We start from the raw sequence: 14,821 nt of genomic DNA on the forward strand, positions 1-14,821 counted from the left end.
GCGCTAAACCAAGTAGGAAGGTATGCAACTATCGACTTTACTTGCAGGCGCACTCGAAACCGCACTCGAGCGCCTGTTAAAGCAGCACCCTAACCCAACTCCGTTAGCCCAATGGCAGGGGCAAGTGGTGCGGGTGCAGCTGAACCCATTACCGTTTCCGCTGTATCTGATCATGTCAGATCCGATCCAGGTCTACAGCCATTACGATGATCAGTGTGATTGCAGCTTATCGCTGTCGATTACCACTCTGGCCAAGCTCAAGCAGAGCGCCAATTTGACCGAATTAAGTCAAGGCGGTGAACTGGAGATTGAGGGCGATATTAAGTTAGCTGGCCAACTAGCTAACTTGCTGGCTGCGGTTGAACCGGATCTTGCAGAGCCTTTGAGTAAGGTTGTCGGTGGGGCCATGGCCTATCGCATAGACAACTTTGGCCGCAGCTTGCTCAATAAAGCCAGCAACGATCTCAGTCGTCTTAGTGGCCACAGTGCCGCCTTTATTCGCGATGAACTGCAATTGGGCCCAACCCAAGCAGAGATGACCCAGTTCAGTGATGCGCTCAGTGATCTAGAACACCGGGTTGCTGCAATCGCCGCCGCCCTTGATAACAACGGAACGGCGCAATGAGTTTGGGAGCCATAGTTCGTGGCTATGTGATCACCAAAACCTTTCGAAAATACCGTTTAATCGATGCGTTGCCACAGCAGCAGGTGCCTAAGACATTACGTTGGTTTGATAAAGCACTGTTCTGGATGGGGCGCGACAACATCGAACGACCACTGCCAGAGCGAGTAAAACTGGCGTTCCAAGAGCTGGGACCGGTGTACATTAAGCTTGGGCAGATGCTCTCAACCCGCCGCGATCTGCTTCCGGACGATCTCGCTGACTCATTAGAACAACTGCAGGATCAGGTACCACCGTTCGACCCACTGCAAGCTAAAGCACGTATCGAAGCGGCGTTGGGTGGCCCAGTAGAGCAGTTTTTCGATGACTTCAGTATCGAGCCTTTGGCTTCCGCTTCCGTTGCTCAGGTGCACAGCGCCCGTTTAAAAGAGAGCGGCGATGAAGTGGTACTCAAGGTGATCAGGCCTGATATCGATGTACAGATCCGATCTGATCTGCAGTTGATGGAGATGGGCGCTAAGTTGTTGGCTAGCACCAAGGTGGGACAACGATTACACCCAATAGAGGTTATCGAAGACTACCGCCGCACCATCCTCGCCGAACTTGATCTCACCCGTGAAGCCAATAACGCTATTCGTGTTGGCACTGCGTTTGAGGGTTCTGACGCGCTCTATGTACCTAAGGTCTATGACCAATATAGCCACCGAAACCTGATGGTGATGGAGTTGGTACGCGGTATTCCTGTGTCCGATGTGGAATCATTAAGTGCTCACGGCACTAACATGAAATTGTTGGCCGAACGTGGCGTCGAGGTATTCTTTACCCAAGTATTTCGCGACAACTTCTTCCATGCCGACATGCATCCTGGCAACATTTTTATTGATGTTACCAATCCAGACAACCCGCACTACATTGGCATCGATTACGGTATAGTCGGTGAGTTGTCGGAGCAAGATAAGCGCGATATGGCGGCCATCTTCTTGGCCTTTTTTCGCCACGATTATCATCGTTTAGCCGAGGTTTTTCTGGCAACCGGCTGGGTTGATGCCAGCGCCAACATGAACGATTTCGAATTTGCATTACGGCAAGTATTCCAACCGCTACAGAACCAGCCTTTGGGTAAAATCAGTTTCGGTCACGTGCTGGTAAGCCTGTTTCGCACCGCCCATCAATTTGGCATGGTGGTGAAACCGCAGCTGGTGCTGCTGGAAAAAACACTGCTTTATGTTGAAGGCTTAGGACGACAGCTCTATCCCGAATTGGATCTGTGGGAGACCGCAAAGCCCTATTTAGAAGAGTGGCATGCACAACGTCTCAGCCCTCAAAGTCAATGGCAACGATTCCTCGACTCTGCGCCTGACGCATTGGAAAAACTGCCGGAGATCCCAGAACTGGTTCACCAAAACCTGACTTTAACTCGTGAGTTCTTAAAAGAACCGAATCAAATTCTATCCAACTATATCGAACAACGGCAGCAACACCACAAAAGCAGTTTGTTCTTTAATAGCGGCAGTGTTTTAGTGATCTCAAGCACAATCTTATTGGATAAAACAGTTACAATCTGGCCCTCCGCCATTCTCGCAAGCCTAGGTTTTGTGGCATGGATTATCGGCTGGCAAATTAGAAAACCGTAGCATCGCGCGGTACACTTAAGTTATTTTCACTGGTGACTGTTTCACCGGTACAACTATCTATAGATGGAGCCATCAATGGGCAATTTTGGTATCTGGCAACTTCTGATTGTCGCGCTTATCGTCGTGTTACTGTTCGGAACTAAGAAACTGCGCGGTATTGGCGGCGACTTAGGCGGTGCGGTTAAGGGCTTTAAGAAAGCGATTTCTGACGAAGACGGCGATAAGAAAGCTGTTGAAGAGAAAGTCGCTGCAGAAAAGCCTGCAGCTGAGAGCACTACCGCTGCAAAAACCAGCGAAACTGCAGATCAAAAAACTAAAGAACAGGCCTAAGTCGTATGTTCGATGGATTCGGCTTCTTTGAAATTATCATTGTTTGCGTAATTGGCCTGGTTGTTTTGGGGCCTGAACGTTTACCTGTGGCTGTTCGTTCAGTATCACGTTGGTTTACTACCGCTAAGCGTATGGCAACCTCCGTTCGTACCGAACTGGAACAAGAGCTGAAAATTGAACAACTTCAGACAGATCTCAAGACAGCGGAGTCTCGCGGTCTAAAGGATCTTGATCCTGACTTGCAAAAATCCATTGAACAATTGCGCGATGCGGCGTCCTCGGTAACCCGACCATACGCCGCGCCTAGTTCTGATGCAGACACCGCAGCTGCGCCTAAGGCCGAAGTTAGTGCCGAGCCAGCTGCAGCGTCTGACGCCAAACCGGCCTCCCCTAGTTCCGCAGCAAAAGATTAATTTATGTCTGAGCAACAACCGTTAATCAGCCACTTGATGGAGCTGAGAAATCGCCTGATGCACGCCGTTGGCGCGGTATTTGTGGTGTTTTTCTCAATTGCCTACTGGGCCAACGACATCTATCACTACTTATCGCAGCCTTTGCTATCGGTACTGCCAGATTCTGCATCGATGATTGCGACCGATGTCGCGTCACCGTTCTTTGCCCCGTTCAAGTTAACCTTGGTTTTGGCATTCTTTATTGCCATTCCTTATGTCCTCTTTCAGGCTTGGGCGTTTATCGCGCCGGGGCTGTATAAGCACGAAAAACGCTTGGTTACGCCACTGCTGTTTTCGTCAACCATTCTGTTTTATGCTGGTATCGCGTTCGCCTACTACTTGGTGTTCCCGGTTGTGTTTGGCTTCTTCACCAGCGTTGCCCCAGACGGGGTGGAAATTGCTACCGATATCAATAGCTACCTTAATTTTGTGTTAAAGCTATTCTTTGCTTTCGGACTGGCATTCGAGATACCAATCGCGGTAGTGTTGCTGTGCTGGACTGGTGCAACTGATGTTGCCAGCCTTAAGGAAAAACGCCCATATATTGTTGTCGGTGCTTTTATCATCGGCATGGCTCTAACCCCGCCAGACGTGATCTCTCAGACCATGCTCGCGGTGCCGATGCTCCTGTTGTTCGAAGGCGGTTTGATATTTGCTCGTCTATACAAACCTGCTGACGATGAAGAAGAGGTAAGCGACGCATAGGTTAGGAGCACTTAACCGCCCAGGGAGGCAAACCATGCGTCGAACTACAACTACTATTGCGGCGCTGCTTTTTAGCAGCGCCGCCTTTGCATCTACTGCTGGCTGCCAAGCTGACGCAGATCCAAGCTCTCGTTTAGCCTGCTACGACTCGATGGCCTCCACTATCGATGAGTGCCAAAGCAAAACCGACAAACTCGACCGTTTGGTTTGCTTCGATAATATCTCTGAAGCAATCAAGACCGTACTCGGCGCCAACAAGAGCAGCACAGTGACTCCGGCTGTACCGGCAGCTGCGGCGGCCACCACCGCAGCCGTCGTTGCCGCACCAACCCCGGTTGCAACCCCAGTTGATCCGGTTGGACTTTTCGGCCATGAGAATAAGAAGAAAGAAGAGCAAGCGGAAGCTATCGACTCTATCTCTGCTACCGTCACTAGCATCTCTACCGATCCTTACGGCAAGTTCACCCTAACCTTGGACAATAGCCAGCGCTGGCGCCAAACCGAAAGCGGTCGCTTCAAAGTAGGCAATGGCGATACCGTGATAATCAGCCGCGCCTCATTCGGTTCATTCCTGTTAAAGCGCGCAGGCAGCAACAAGCAAATTCGCGTTAAACGTCAGTAATGCAGCCACTCACCGACATCGCCGTTAACCTCAGCTCGAGTCAGTTTAAAGGCGATATCGACGTGGTTGTCGCTCGTGCTGCCACTGCTGGGGTAACCTCGCTATTGAACCTCTCCAGTACCGTTGCCGAAGCCCAACAAGGACTGGAGTTGAGTCAACGCTACCCACAGGTCTTTAGCACCGCCGGAGTGCACCCACATAACGCCAGTGAGTGGAATCAACATAGTGGCGCGACTTTACGATCACTGCTGAGCGCTCCCAAGATGGTAGCTGTGGGCGAATGTGGGCTCGACTACAATCGCGATTTTTCACCACGACCAGCGCAACGGGCCGCCTTTGCCGAGCAACTGCAATTGGCAGTCGAACTGAACCTGCCGGTGTTGATGCATTGTCGTGAAGCCTACCAAGACTTTGTGCCGCTGGTGGCGGCGGTTCGTCCGCAGCTGCCCGCGGCAATATTGCACTGTTTTACTGGTTCAGCCGAGGAGTTAGGCCAAGCACTCGAGCTTGATTGCTACATCGGCATCACCGGCTGGATTTGCGACGAACGTCGCGGCACGTTGCTACGGCAATTGGTGAAAACCATCCCCGACAACCGCTTGCTGCTCGAAACGGATGCTCCCTATTTGCTGCCGCGAGATCTCAGACCTAAGCCGAAATCGCGCCGTAATGAACCGGCCTACTTACCGCACATTGCGCAAACGGTAGCTCAGCTCAGAGGCCAAAGCGTCGACACGGTGAGCCAACTCTGCCAACAAAATGCAGCGGCAGCGCTGATCCCTGCCCATCTACTCATAAATACTTAGTTAGATTGGTATTAGTTTGTGAACGATCGCATTTCAATACTAAGCCTGTTTGCTAACATAAGTTCATCGCAGCGATAGAGTTGCCAATATTACCCACAAGGAGCCGATAGTGAGCCCAGTAACCGGAGCTTTCCCACGTAGCCGTCCACGTCGTATTCGCAAGCAAGAGTTCTCCCGCCGCATGATGGCAGAGAACACCATTACTGCTGCGGATTTGATCTATCCAGTATTCGTATTGGAAGGCAACAACCGCATCGAAAAGGTTGAATCGATGCCTGGCGTAGAGCGCAAATCGATTGATTTGTTGCTGGAAGAAGCTAAAGAACTGGTTGAGTTAGGCGTTCCTGCCATTGCCCTGTTCCCAGTAACCCCGGCTGACAAAAAGTCGCTGGGTGCTGAAGAAGCATTTAACCCAGAAGGCTTAGCACAAAAGGCCGTCCGTGCACTTAAGCGTGAGTTCCCTGAGCTGGGCGTGATCACTGACGTTGCACTAGACCCGTTCACCACTCACGGTCAAGATGGCATCATTGATGACGAAGGCTACATCCTGAACGACATCACCACTGAAGTATTGGTACAGCAGGCGCTGTCTCACGCTGAAGCTGGTGCTGACATCGTTGCTCCATCTGACATGATGGACGGTCGTATCGGCGAGATCCGTGATGCTCTGGAAGCGGCTGGTCACGTTAATACCCAAATCATGGCTTACTCCGCTAAGTACTCCTCGAGCTTCTACGGCCCGTTCCGTGATGCCGTCGGCTCTGCCGGCAACTTGGCTGGTGGCAATAAGCACACCTACCAGATGGATCCAGCTAACTCTGACGAAGCGATTCACGAAGTTGCCATGGATATCCAAGAAGGTGCCGATTACGTGATGGTGAAGCCAGGTATGCCGTACTTGGACATCGTTCGTCGCGTCAAGACCGAACTCAAGGTACCTACCTTCGCTTATCAAGTAAGTGGCGAATACGCCATGCTGAAAGCGGCTGCCCAGAACGGTTGGTTGGCTGAAGAGAAAGTAGTAATGGAAGCGTTGATGTGCTTCAAGCGCGCTGGCGCCGACGGCGTACTAACCTATTTCGCCAAAGACATCGCACGTTACCTCAAACAACAAGGTTAACCGCGAGTCTGATAACAACGGTAGGTTTATCCTGCCGTTTTTTTTGGGCTGTGAAGCAACTAAGTGTTGTTCTTTCCAATGCTGTTAAAGCACCGGCTAGGCAAGTTTTAATACAAGGGGAAGCACTACCGCCGTTGCTCTTCTGCCGCATTGGAGCAGTCCAGCGAAGCGTTTTGGACTGCGACCTAAGGCAAGGGGGGCAAAGCTCCCCCTTTGGGTGCTGTCGCCACCGCGACATAACCCCTTAAGATTATTGCAATCGGTACAGCCGAAGACTTGATATAAACCTCAACACTTAACTGTGACACAGCCTTTTTTGGCTACTACTGAATGCGTTCGATCACACTTCCGCTAAGACAACGGAATTTTTCGAGGGAATAACGTTCAGAATGATAACTTCGCGTTAACTCAAGCAAAGGTTCTAACATGCGAGCAATAGCATTAGTGGCGCTACTGGCGCCAATATGGTTTTCCCCAGCCCAAGCCAATAGTGGCTGTGGTTTCGACCAAGATAATTCCGGTGGCCTGTTCGCCACTTGTGATCAAGATGATGAGAAGAAAGAGGTTATTTTGACTGGCGCATTGGATCTGGCTGGCTTGGCTCAGCAACCCCACTTCAGCGATAACGTCGCAGCTTACACCCCAGCCGCAGCTCCACTAGCGGCGCTACAACAGATCACCACGCCAACCGAGATTGTGGTCATTTTGGGAACCTGGTGCCCAGACTGTCACCGCGAAACACCACGTTTAGTAAAGGTGTTAGCCGAGGCGAACAACCCGAACATCAGCGTCAAATACATCGGCGTTGACCGTAACAAAAGCGATGAACAAGGCCTATCTGCCAACTACGAATTCACTCGTATCCCGACCTTTATCATCAACCAAAATGGTGCTGAAGTTGGCCGAATTATTGAGTCAACCAAGGTGAGTACCGAACAAGATCTGCTCGATATCATCACTAACTAAATCGGTGTAATGGATATACCAACGACGGCCAAGGTGCCGTCGTTTTTGTGTTGGAAATGGAATGTCTCAAGCTGCAATAAATCCCCTGGGAGTGAGGTTGTCACTCTTATCCTCATTGATGTACGGCATCATCCCTTGGTACGTCACCGCCTTTGTGGTGCTGGATGGCACCGCACTTTTCTATTGCCGAGTGACATTAGTGTTTGCGTGCTTAGCCTCATTAATGGTCTTTCAGCGCGGCTTTAATGAGCTGGCTCGCGTGATTGCCAACCCCAAAGTGCTAGCATTGGTTCTGCTTGGAGGGGTACTCAACGCTTCGCAATGGTGGCTGTTCGTATGGGCACCAGTTAATGGCTTGACCAAAGAGTTGTCATTGGGGTTCTTTTTATTGCCATTGACTATGGCTCTAGCGGGACGAATGTGGCTTAAGGAGTCGCTTTCCCAACTGCAGCGCTACGCTATTGCAATTGCGATTCTCGGCGTTGCTGTTGAACTCTTCTGCCAGGGGGAACTGTCGTGGGTAACGTTATCACCGGCGCTGGTGTTTCCAGTCTATTTCTTATTACGTCGTAGTTTAGGGATCAGTGCCTGTACCGGGTTGTTTATTGAAGTCTCGTTGTTCACCCCCCTCGCGCTCTACGGCTTAGCTACAACCCCACAAATTGCCCTGAACCTTACCCAGCCCAGCTTTTTGTTATGGTTAGTGGGATTTGCCCTGTTAGCCTCTGGCTCGATGCTCAGTTATCTGGCCGCCAGTCAGCGCCTGCCAATTTCTCTGTTTGGTTTGCTCAGTTACCTTGAGCCTACATTGTTGTTTCTGGTGGCGATTGTGGTGTTGCAAGAACCGATGGCACTGGCGCAGATAGCCAGCTATGGTCTGATTGGAATTGCGACCGTTATAGTAATGTTGGATACCAGCACAACACTTCGGCGGCAATTACCATGCTAATGCACAAGGCCAGAGTTAACTCCGGCCTAATCCGCTAATTGTGTACTTCAGCTATTTCGCAACGTTGCCAGCAACATTCAGCGCGTCCCAGGTACGGGCGAACGGTGGGGCATAACACAGATCAAGCATACCGAGATCTTCGGTGGTCATGCCGCTGTGGATTGCCGCCGCTAAGGTATCAACTCGCAATACCGCGCCTGCGCCACCAACCAGCTGGCCACCAACAATAACCTTGCTGTCAGCTTCGTAGATAAGTTTTACTGCAATATCTTGCTGCCATGGTACGTAGTTGGTGGTGTTCTTATCACGGATAAACACGGTCTTGGTGTGCAGCCCAAGTTGTTCCGCTTCCTTGGTACTAATGCCGGTTCGGCCCGCCTCAACATCCATCACCTTAACTGCGGCACTGCCTAAGGTGCCAGCAAAGGCACGCGAAGCCCCAGCGAGGTTCTCACCAATGATGCGGCCAATCTTATTAGCGGTGGTCGCCAACGGAATGTACACCGCTTGTTGGCTTATGCGATGCCATACGGTCGCGCAGTCGCCGGCAGCATAGACGTTAGGCAAACTGGTTCTGCCCTGAGCATCGATAACAATGGCGCCATTGGCCAAGCGCTCGATGCCGGTATCGGCCACAAACTCTGTGGTTGGCCTAACCCCTGTGGCAACAATAACCAGATCAGCGTTGTATTGCCCTTGGTTGGTTACCACTGTCGCAACCTTGTCATCTCCTTGCAGCGCCTGCACCATTTCACCTAGATGCACATCGACATCGTGACGCAGCAATTCAGCTTGAATCGCCTCCGAGACTTCGGTGTCGAAGGATTCAGACAACACTCGCTCACCCAGTTCGACTAAGCGCACCCGCTTGCCCTGCTTGTGCAGCGCTTCAACCATCTCTAAACCGATGTAACCGGCGCCGATCACAACAACGTCATTGATGTCACTTTGCTCCGCCAGCTGGCGTAGCTTAAGGCCATCGTCCATGGTTTTAACAAAGTGAACGTTAGCGAGATCGAGCCCCTTGATTGGTGGCCGTACTACCGAGGCTCCGGTGGCTATCATCAATTTATCATAAGGCTGGCTAAACTCTTGTCCAGTCGCTAGCTCCTTTACCCGTACCTGCTGAGTCGAGGTATCAATCTTCAACACCTGATGTCCCGTGCGTAAGTCGATGCCACTGGCTTGAAATTGCTCAACTGAACGCTCGGCCATGTAGCTTGGCTGATCGAAAAAGCCACCAACAAAATAGGGCAAACCGCACGCGCCGAAACTTACCACTTGGCTTTGCTCAAACACGGTAATGGTGGCGTCTTTGGCACTACGACGCGCCTTAGCTGCGGCGCTCATGCCTGCGGCTTCTGCACCAATAATTACGATATTCATAAGCTTGTTACTCAACAATTAGTATTGCATGGATGCGTTTTATTACCGCCGATGGACCGGCGCTTACTGCTGTAATGCCATCACGCTTGATCAGCTGCAATATCTCAAATCCATGCATTTATAGAAAACAAAAGGCTGTGTACCAACTAAGTGTTGTTCTTTCTAATACTGATAAAGCACCGACTTGGCGAGTGTTGATACAAGGGCAAAGCACTACCGCCGTTGATCTTCTGCCGCATTGGAGCAGTTCAGCGAAGCGCTTTGAATTGCGACCTAAGGCAAGGGGGATTCCAAAGGGGGCGGAGCTCCTCTTTGGGTTCTGTCGCCACCGCGACATCCTCCCCTTAAGCACCGAAATCGGTGAAGCCGAAGGCTTGATATAAACCTCAACACTTAACTGTGACACAGCCAAACAAAAGGGCCGCCTCAATGGCGGCCCTCCAAATCTGATCGTCACGATTCGTTTAGGATACTGATTCCATATCCAGTTCCAACTCTTGTTTGCCGTTAAAGGTGTCCATATCAGTTTCACCAAGCAGACGGCTGGTAATAAAGCCTGATGTGATGGCACCGTTTACGTTCAACGCGGTACGACCCATATCAATTAATGGCTCGATGGAGATCAACAAACCCACCAAGGCGACCGGCATATCCAGTGCAGACAACACAATAAGCGCTGCAAAGGTGGCACCGCCGCCAACGCCTGCCACACCAAAGGAACCAACCACGATGGTTGCCAACATGGTGGCCATAAACATCGGATCCATCACATCAATGCCAATAGTCGGCGCAATCATCGCAACCATCATTGCAGGGTAGATCCCAGCGCAACCGTTCTGACCAATGGTGGCACCAAAGGAGGCAGCAAAGTTAGCGACACCATCGGGAACCCCTAACTGGCGCGTCTGGGTCTGTACCGTTAGTGGGATAGTGGCGGCGCTAGAACGACTGGTAAAGGCAAAGGTCAGTACCGGCCATACCTTCTTAACGAACTGCAATGGGTTACCACCAGCTAAGGTGATAAACAGCAGGTGCACACCGAACATCAATGCTAAGGCGGTATAGGAAGCCAAAACGAAGTTGAATAGGCTGAGGATGTCAGCAAAGTTGCTGGTAGCTAGAACCTTGGTCATCAATGCCAACACCCCAAATGGGGTAAGACGCAGTACCAAGGTAACAATGCGCATCACAATAGCGTAAGCAACCTGCATAAAGCTGTCGAACTTATCACCGAGCTCCGGCTGCTTGCGATGTACGCCTAAGCCCGCAATACCGATGAAGGTAGAAAAGATAACCACGGAAATAATGGAAGTATCACGGGCTCCGGTCATATCTAGAAACGGGTTAGCGGGGATCAAATCCACCAAGGTACGAGCAATAGAAAGCTGCTCTGCCGTGCCCTGATTCGCCAGCAACGAGGCCGCTCGCTCTGCTTCACGAGTTCCCTCAACCAAACCTTCTGCGCTTAAGCCGAATAGCTGTGCCACCATCAGACCAATGATCGCCGAGATTGCTACAGTAACCAGTAGGATACCGATGGTTAAGCCACTGATTTTGCCGAGTGATTCACCATCTTTGAGTTTGAGGATAGCGGAGATGATAGACACCATGACCAACGGCACGATGATCATCTTCAACAGCTGCACATAGCCTTTACCGGCAATATTAAAGTACTCAACCGACTGGTTGATTACCTCTGATCCAGAGCCATAGCCAAACTGCAACAAGGCACCAAAACCAACGCCTAACCCTAATGCTAGGAATACGCGGCGAGTAAACTTAACGTGTTGTTGCTGTAGACGATACAGCCAGAAGAACAGACCCAACATCACGGCGATGTTGATAATAACGTACAAATTCATGGGTACTTACCTTGCGCTATTCGACACTAGTTAGTTTATCCAATGTCGACAGAAACTCGATCCACTTTGATCGATACTACTTCATAAGTTCGCAGCTTAACCCAGGCAGATGTTCTAAGCATATTCTCAAAAGGAATATGGAAGATCCCAATGTTCGAAAGGCATTTAATATGGCTGTGTACCAACTAAGTGTTGTTGTTCCAATACTGTTAAAGCACCGGCTAGGCGAGTTTTGATACAAGGGAAAAGCACTACCGCCGCTGATCTTCTGCCGCATTGGAGCAGTCCAGCGAAGCGTTATAGACTGCGACCTAAGGCAAAGGGGGATTCCAAAGGGGGCGGAGCTGCCCCCTAATGCATACAAGAATGTGCCGTCGCCACCGCGACATAGCCCCGTTCAAACGCCACAATCGGTAGAGCCCAAGGCTTGATATAAGCCTCAACACTTAACTGTGACACCGCCTTTAATATTGGTTATGCGCTAACCGCTGTTGCAACGCCAGTTGCACCAGTACCCCTTCTCGAAGAGCACCACCAGCAGGATAAATATCGCTAATATCGAGCAGGTTCATTAGCGCCAATAGAATAGCGACCCCGGCAGCAAAGGTTGGTACACGTTCTGTTTCAACACCAGCAAGCTCGGCACTACCGTGTTGCAGCAGCTCCTCTCTAATCTGATTTAGCCAGGTTCGGCTGATCGATTCGAACCCCAAACCGCGGTTTTGAGCCAATTCAAACAAGCTCCGGAATGTTCCAGAGATCCCCATCGCATGTTGCCATTGCAATGACGACAGCTGTGGTAGCAAAGGCGTTAAAGCTTGTTCTACATCAGTGTGAGCGGCAGCAAAAGCAGCAGCACTAATGCCGGTGGCAAAATGACGTTGGTTAAAAAGCACTGCCCCCAGCGGTAGCGAATGCTTGAAATCAATGTGCTCATCGCCAATCACCAGCTCAGTGCTAGCACCGCCGATATCCAGCATCATTACCTGGCCGTCGGTTGCGGTAGTAGCACGCATACCGTGAAAGATAAATTCCGCTTCCTGTTCGCCAGAAATAATTTCGATGCGCTGGCCAAGCAACGGCAAGGCTTGCTGACAGAACAACTCGGCATCCGCCGCTTGACGCAATGCAGCCGTGGCGTAGATTGCGGTTTGTTCAGGCTGGTATTGTTGAATTAACTCACCAAACCATTGCAGACAATCGAGCGCTTCGCGTTTTGCCGCTGGGGCAAGACAGCCACCAACAACCAGACCGGTCGCAAGACGAACCTTACGCTTATGCTTTGCAATGACTAGTGGAAATGACTGGCCCGGTTTAGCAACCAGCATATTGAAGCTGTTAGAGCCTAAAGTAATGGCGACCATAAGGCCGCCATTCTTTATCGCATCAGTTGTGTCGACGTGGTGGGCGCCCGCCACGGGAGCCTCCCTGACGATCACCCGGACGGCGACGTGGTGCAGTGCGTTTGGGCGTGGTTAGATCGCTCAATAACGCAGAAGCATCGTAACTGGTCATCGGAATGCTGTGTTGAATGTACTCTTCAATCGCCGGCAGATTCATCGCATATTGCTCACAAGCAAAACTGATAGAACTGCCTTTGGCTCCAGCGCGACCGGTACGACCAATGCGGTGTACGTAGTCTTCACAGTCGTCCGGCAGATCGTAGTTGAACACGTGGGTCACATCGGGGATGTGCAAACCACGAGCGGCAACGTCAGTTGCAACTAGGAAATCAATTTCACCGCTCTTAAACTGCTCAAGGATCTTCAAGCGTTTTTTCTGATGAACATCGCCAGTCAACAAACCAACACGATGACCATCAGCGGCCATCCAGTTGTGGATCTCTTCACAGCGATGCTTGGTGTTGGAGAAAACGATACCCTTTTCTGGCCATTCCTCTTCAAGCAAAGTCAGCAACAGCTTCATCTTGTCTTGGTTAGAAGGGTAGAAAAGCTCTTCTTTAATGTGCTTCGCGGTTTTACGCTCTGGCTCAACTTGCACATGCTCAGGTTCATTCATGTGTTCGTAGGCCAACTCCTGCACCTTGAACGACAAAGTGGCGGAGAACAGCATATTACGGCGTTCTGCTGGCGCAGGCATGCGGCGGAACATGTAACGGATATCTCGAATAAAGCCCAGATCAAACATACGATCCGCTTCATCCAAGACCATTACTTGAATCGCATCAAGTTTATACACGCCTTGCTTGTAATAATCGATCAGGCGACCGGTAGTACCAACCAGAATATCAACCCCAGCGGCGATGGCTTCGCGCTGTTGTTCATAATTCTCTCCGCCGTAGGCGAGGCCCATCTTCAAGCCAGTAGCTTGAGCGAGGGGTTCGGCGTCTTTCCAGATCTGAATAGCCAGTTCACGAGTTGGCGCCATAATGATGGCACGTGGGCTATGACCATCGTGGTGCGCAGGCACCTCGCGGCTTAACAGCTCATGAAAAGTGGCAACCAGAAAGGCCAGCGTTTTGCCGGTACCGGTTTGCGCTTGTCCTGCGATATCCTTGCCGCTAAGCAGGATTGGCAGGGTCAACGCCTGAATGTGAGTACAGTGAGTAAAACCGACGCCTTCAAGCGCGGTTACCACCGATGATGCCAATGGAAAATCGGCAAATTTTGAGTCTGTAAGATGGGTCTTTGTCATAACTTCAGGAGCATATCGGAAGCGCTTGCCATTGGGAACCAATATGAGCCAAATTATCGCCACTTCTTTATATGAGCCTTATTCAGGCAAATATTTGCCTAATCTCGATTAAGCCAAGCGATAATTGTGATTGGCAGAGCGGCTTGAAAATAGGCAAGCTCGATCCCATATAAGGACATAGCCCAAATGGGACCTTTAATCTGGAGCAAATCATGAGCGACAAAATTTTAACCCTGTCTGATGACAGCTTTGATACCGATGTAGTAAATGCAGCACAACCTGTTCTGGTTGATTTTTGGGCTGAGTGGTGTGGTCCATGTAAGATGATCGCACCGGTTTTGAACGAATTGGCAGACGATTACGATGGTCAATTGACCATCGGTAAAATGAACGTTGACCAGAATAATGGTACTCCAGCCAAATACGGTATTCGCGGCATCCCTACGCTGCTGCTGTTCAAAGGCGGTGAGCTGGTAGGCACTAAAGTAGGTGCCGCATCTAAGACTCAATTGAAAGAGTTTATCGACGGCCACTTATAAGCTGTTAAGGCTAGGCCTTAGGATTCCTATGGCCTAGCTCAATCCGGCTACAGAAAGCACTGGACGACCCCCTTTATTGGTGCTAACTTCTTAACCAATACGATATTTCAGTCGAAATATTCGACTGCATCCCCCTAAAATTAACTCAACTACGACACGTCAGCGCCGCCTAT

At 50.6% G+C, this 14,821-nt stretch carries 16 protein-coding genes; 12 read left to right on the top strand and 4 right to left on the bottom strand.

Annotated features, from left to right (window positions below; translation table 11 throughout):
- Positions 1-22 precede the first annotated feature (22 nt).
- The 10 genes from HER31_RS14390 (at position 23) to rarD (ending at position 8,206) form a co-directional block, all read left to right on the top strand.
- Positions 23-625: a ubiquinone biosynthesis accessory factor UbiJ gene (locus HER31_RS14390; RefSeq protein WP_168661492.1), complete on the top strand. Its 603-nt coding sequence runs from the start codon at positions 23-25 to the stop codon at positions 623-625.
- A complete protein-coding gene (ubiB, locus tag HER31_RS14395; RefSeq protein WP_168661494.1) occupies positions 622-2,256 on the top strand; it encodes a 2-polyprenylphenol 6-hydroxylase in 1,635 nt (544 codons plus the stop codon). The genes HER31_RS14390 and ubiB overlap by 4 nt, the downstream gene beginning before the upstream one ends.
- A gap of 75 nt (positions 2,257-2,331) precedes the next feature.
- Positions 2,332-2,586 (top strand): Sec-independent protein translocase subunit TatA, encoded by a 255-nt coding sequence (gene tatA / locus HER31_RS14400; protein WP_168661496.1) that lies wholly within the window; start codon positions 2,332-2,334, stop codon positions 2,584-2,586.
- Positions 2,587-2,591: 5 nt separating this feature from the next.
- On the top strand, positions 2,592-2,999 hold the full coding sequence (tatB, locus tag HER31_RS14405) for a Sec-independent protein translocase protein TatB (RefSeq protein WP_168661498.1): 408 nt from the start codon (positions 2,592-2,594) through the stop codon (positions 2,997-2,999).
- Between the two features lie 3 nt (positions 3,000-3,002).
- A complete protein-coding gene (gene tatC / locus HER31_RS14410; RefSeq protein WP_168661500.1) occupies positions 3,003-3,743 on the top strand; it encodes a twin-arginine translocase subunit TatC in 741 nt (246 codons plus the stop codon).
- 34 nt (positions 3,744-3,777) lie between these two features.
- Positions 3,778-4,365: a hypothetical protein gene (locus HER31_RS14415; protein ID WP_168661502.1), complete on the top strand. Its 588-nt coding sequence runs from the start codon at positions 3,778-3,780 to the stop codon at positions 4,363-4,365.
- On the top strand, positions 4,365-5,171 hold the full coding sequence (locus HER31_RS14420) for a TatD family hydrolase (protein WP_168661504.1): 807 nt from the start codon (positions 4,365-4,367) through the stop codon (positions 5,169-5,171). Before HER31_RS14415 ends, HER31_RS14420 begins: the two co-directional genes overlap by 1 nt.
- 109 nt (positions 5,172-5,280) lie before the next feature.
- Positions 5,281-6,291, top strand: a complete 1,011-nt coding sequence (gene hemB / locus HER31_RS14425) for a porphobilinogen synthase (RefSeq protein WP_168661506.1) — start codon at positions 5,281-5,283, stop codon at positions 6,289-6,291.
- A 426-nt stretch (positions 6,292-6,717) separates the two neighbouring features.
- The gene (locus HER31_RS14430) at positions 6,718-7,257 is read left to right on the top strand and encodes a thioredoxin family protein (RefSeq protein ID WP_168661508.1); all 540 of its coding nucleotides are present in this window, start codon (positions 6,718-6,720) and stop codon (positions 7,255-7,257) included.
- A gap of 97 nt (positions 7,258-7,354) precedes the next feature.
- A complete protein-coding gene (gene rarD, locus HER31_RS14435; RefSeq protein WP_168661510.1) occupies positions 7,355-8,206 on the top strand; it encodes an EamA family transporter RarD in 852 nt (283 codons plus the stop codon).
- Positions 8,207-8,257: 51 nt separating this feature from the next.
- On the opposite strand, the gene HER31_RS14440 is transcribed toward rarD, so the two are convergent.
- Positions 8,258-9,592, bottom strand: a complete 1,335-nt coding sequence (locus HER31_RS14440; RefSeq protein WP_168661512.1) for a CoA-disulfide reductase — start codon at positions 9,590-9,592, stop codon at positions 8,258-8,260.
- 32 nt (positions 9,593-9,624) lie between these two features.
- Between HER31_RS14440 and HER31_RS14445 the strand changes: the two genes are divergently transcribed.
- Positions 9,625-9,975 carry a hypothetical protein gene (locus HER31_RS14445; RefSeq protein WP_168661514.1) on the top strand — a complete coding sequence of 117 codons (351 nt, stop codon included), beginning with the start codon at positions 9,625-9,627 and terminating at the stop codon, positions 9,973-9,975.
- Positions 9,976-10,056: 81 nt separating this feature from the next.
- On the opposite strand, the gene HER31_RS14450 is transcribed toward HER31_RS14445, so the two are convergent.
- The 3 genes from HER31_RS14450 to rhlB all read right to left on the bottom strand — a co-directional run bounded on the left by HER31_RS14450 (position 10,057) and on the right by rhlB (position 14,109).
- Positions 10,057-11,454 (bottom strand): L-cystine transporter, encoded by a 1,398-nt coding sequence (locus tag HER31_RS14450; protein WP_168661516.1) that lies wholly within the window; start codon positions 11,452-11,454, stop codon positions 10,057-10,059.
- 464 nt (positions 11,455-11,918) lie between these two features.
- Positions 11,919-12,872 (bottom strand): Ppx/GppA phosphatase family protein, encoded by a 954-nt coding sequence (locus HER31_RS14455; protein ID WP_168661518.1) that lies wholly within the window; start codon positions 12,870-12,872, stop codon positions 11,919-11,921.
- Positions 12,841-14,109: an ATP-dependent RNA helicase RhlB gene (gene rhlB, locus HER31_RS14460; protein WP_168661520.1), complete on the bottom strand. Its 1,269-nt coding sequence runs from the start codon at positions 14,107-14,109 to the stop codon at positions 12,841-12,843. Before rhlB ends, HER31_RS14455 begins: the two co-directional genes overlap by 32 nt.
- A gap of 212 nt (positions 14,110-14,321) precedes the next feature.
- Between rhlB and trxA the strand changes: the two genes are divergently transcribed.
- On the top strand, positions 14,322-14,648 hold the full coding sequence (gene trxA / locus HER31_RS14465; RefSeq protein ID WP_168661523.1) for a thioredoxin TrxA: 327 nt from the start codon (positions 14,322-14,324) through the stop codon (positions 14,646-14,648).
- Positions 14,649-14,821 lie beyond the last annotated feature (173 nt).

Source organism: Ferrimonas lipolytica (genome assembly GCF_012295575.1).
In the GTDB taxonomy this organism is placed as follows: Bacteria; Pseudomonadota; Gammaproteobacteria; order Enterobacterales; family Shewanellaceae; genus Ferrimonas; species Ferrimonas lipolytica.

Bases quoted from the DNA above. Each gene is read 5' to 3' on its own strand.
- HER31_RS14415 (WP_168661502.1), top strand. From the start codon at position 3,778: ATGCGTCGAACTACAACTACTATTGCGGCGCTGCTTTTTAGCAGCGCC.
- HER31_RS14420 (WP_168661504.1), top strand. From the start codon at position 4,365: ATGCAGCCACTCACCGACATCGCCGTTAACCTCAGCTCGAGTCAGTTT.
- HER31_RS14430 (WP_168661508.1), top strand. From the start codon at position 6,718: ATGCGAGCAATAGCATTAGTGGCGCTACTGGCGCCAATATGGTTTTCC.
- HER31_RS14450 (WP_168661516.1), bottom strand. From the start codon at position 11,454: ATGAATTTGTACGTTATTATCAACATCGCCGTGATGTTGGGTCTGTTC.
- rhlB (WP_168661520.1), bottom strand. From the start codon at position 14,109: ATGACAAAGACCCATCTTACAGACTCAAAATTTGCCGATTTTCCATTG.
- tatA (WP_168661496.1), top strand. From the start codon at position 2,332: ATGGGCAATTTTGGTATCTGGCAACTTCTGATTGTCGCGCTTATCGTC.
- tatB (WP_168661498.1), top strand. From the start codon at position 2,592: ATGTTCGATGGATTCGGCTTCTTTGAAATTATCATTGTTTGCGTAATT.
- HER31_RS14440 (WP_168661512.1), bottom strand. From the start codon at position 9,592: ATGAATATCGTAATTATTGGTGCAGAAGCCGCAGGCATGAGCGCCGCA.
- HER31_RS14445 (WP_168661514.1), top strand. From the start codon at position 9,625: ATGCGTTTTATTACCGCCGATGGACCGGCGCTTACTGCTGTAATGCCA.
- ubiB (WP_168661494.1), top strand. From the start codon at position 622: ATGAGTTTGGGAGCCATAGTTCGTGGCTATGTGATCACCAAAACCTTT.
- HER31_RS14390 (WP_168661492.1), top strand. From the start codon at position 23: ATGCAACTATCGACTTTACTTGCAGGCGCACTCGAAACCGCACTCGAG.
- trxA (WP_168661523.1), top strand. From the start codon at position 14,322: ATGAGCGACAAAATTTTAACCCTGTCTGATGACAGCTTTGATACCGAT.
- tatC (WP_168661500.1), top strand. From the start codon at position 3,003: ATGTCTGAGCAACAACCGTTAATCAGCCACTTGATGGAGCTGAGAAAT.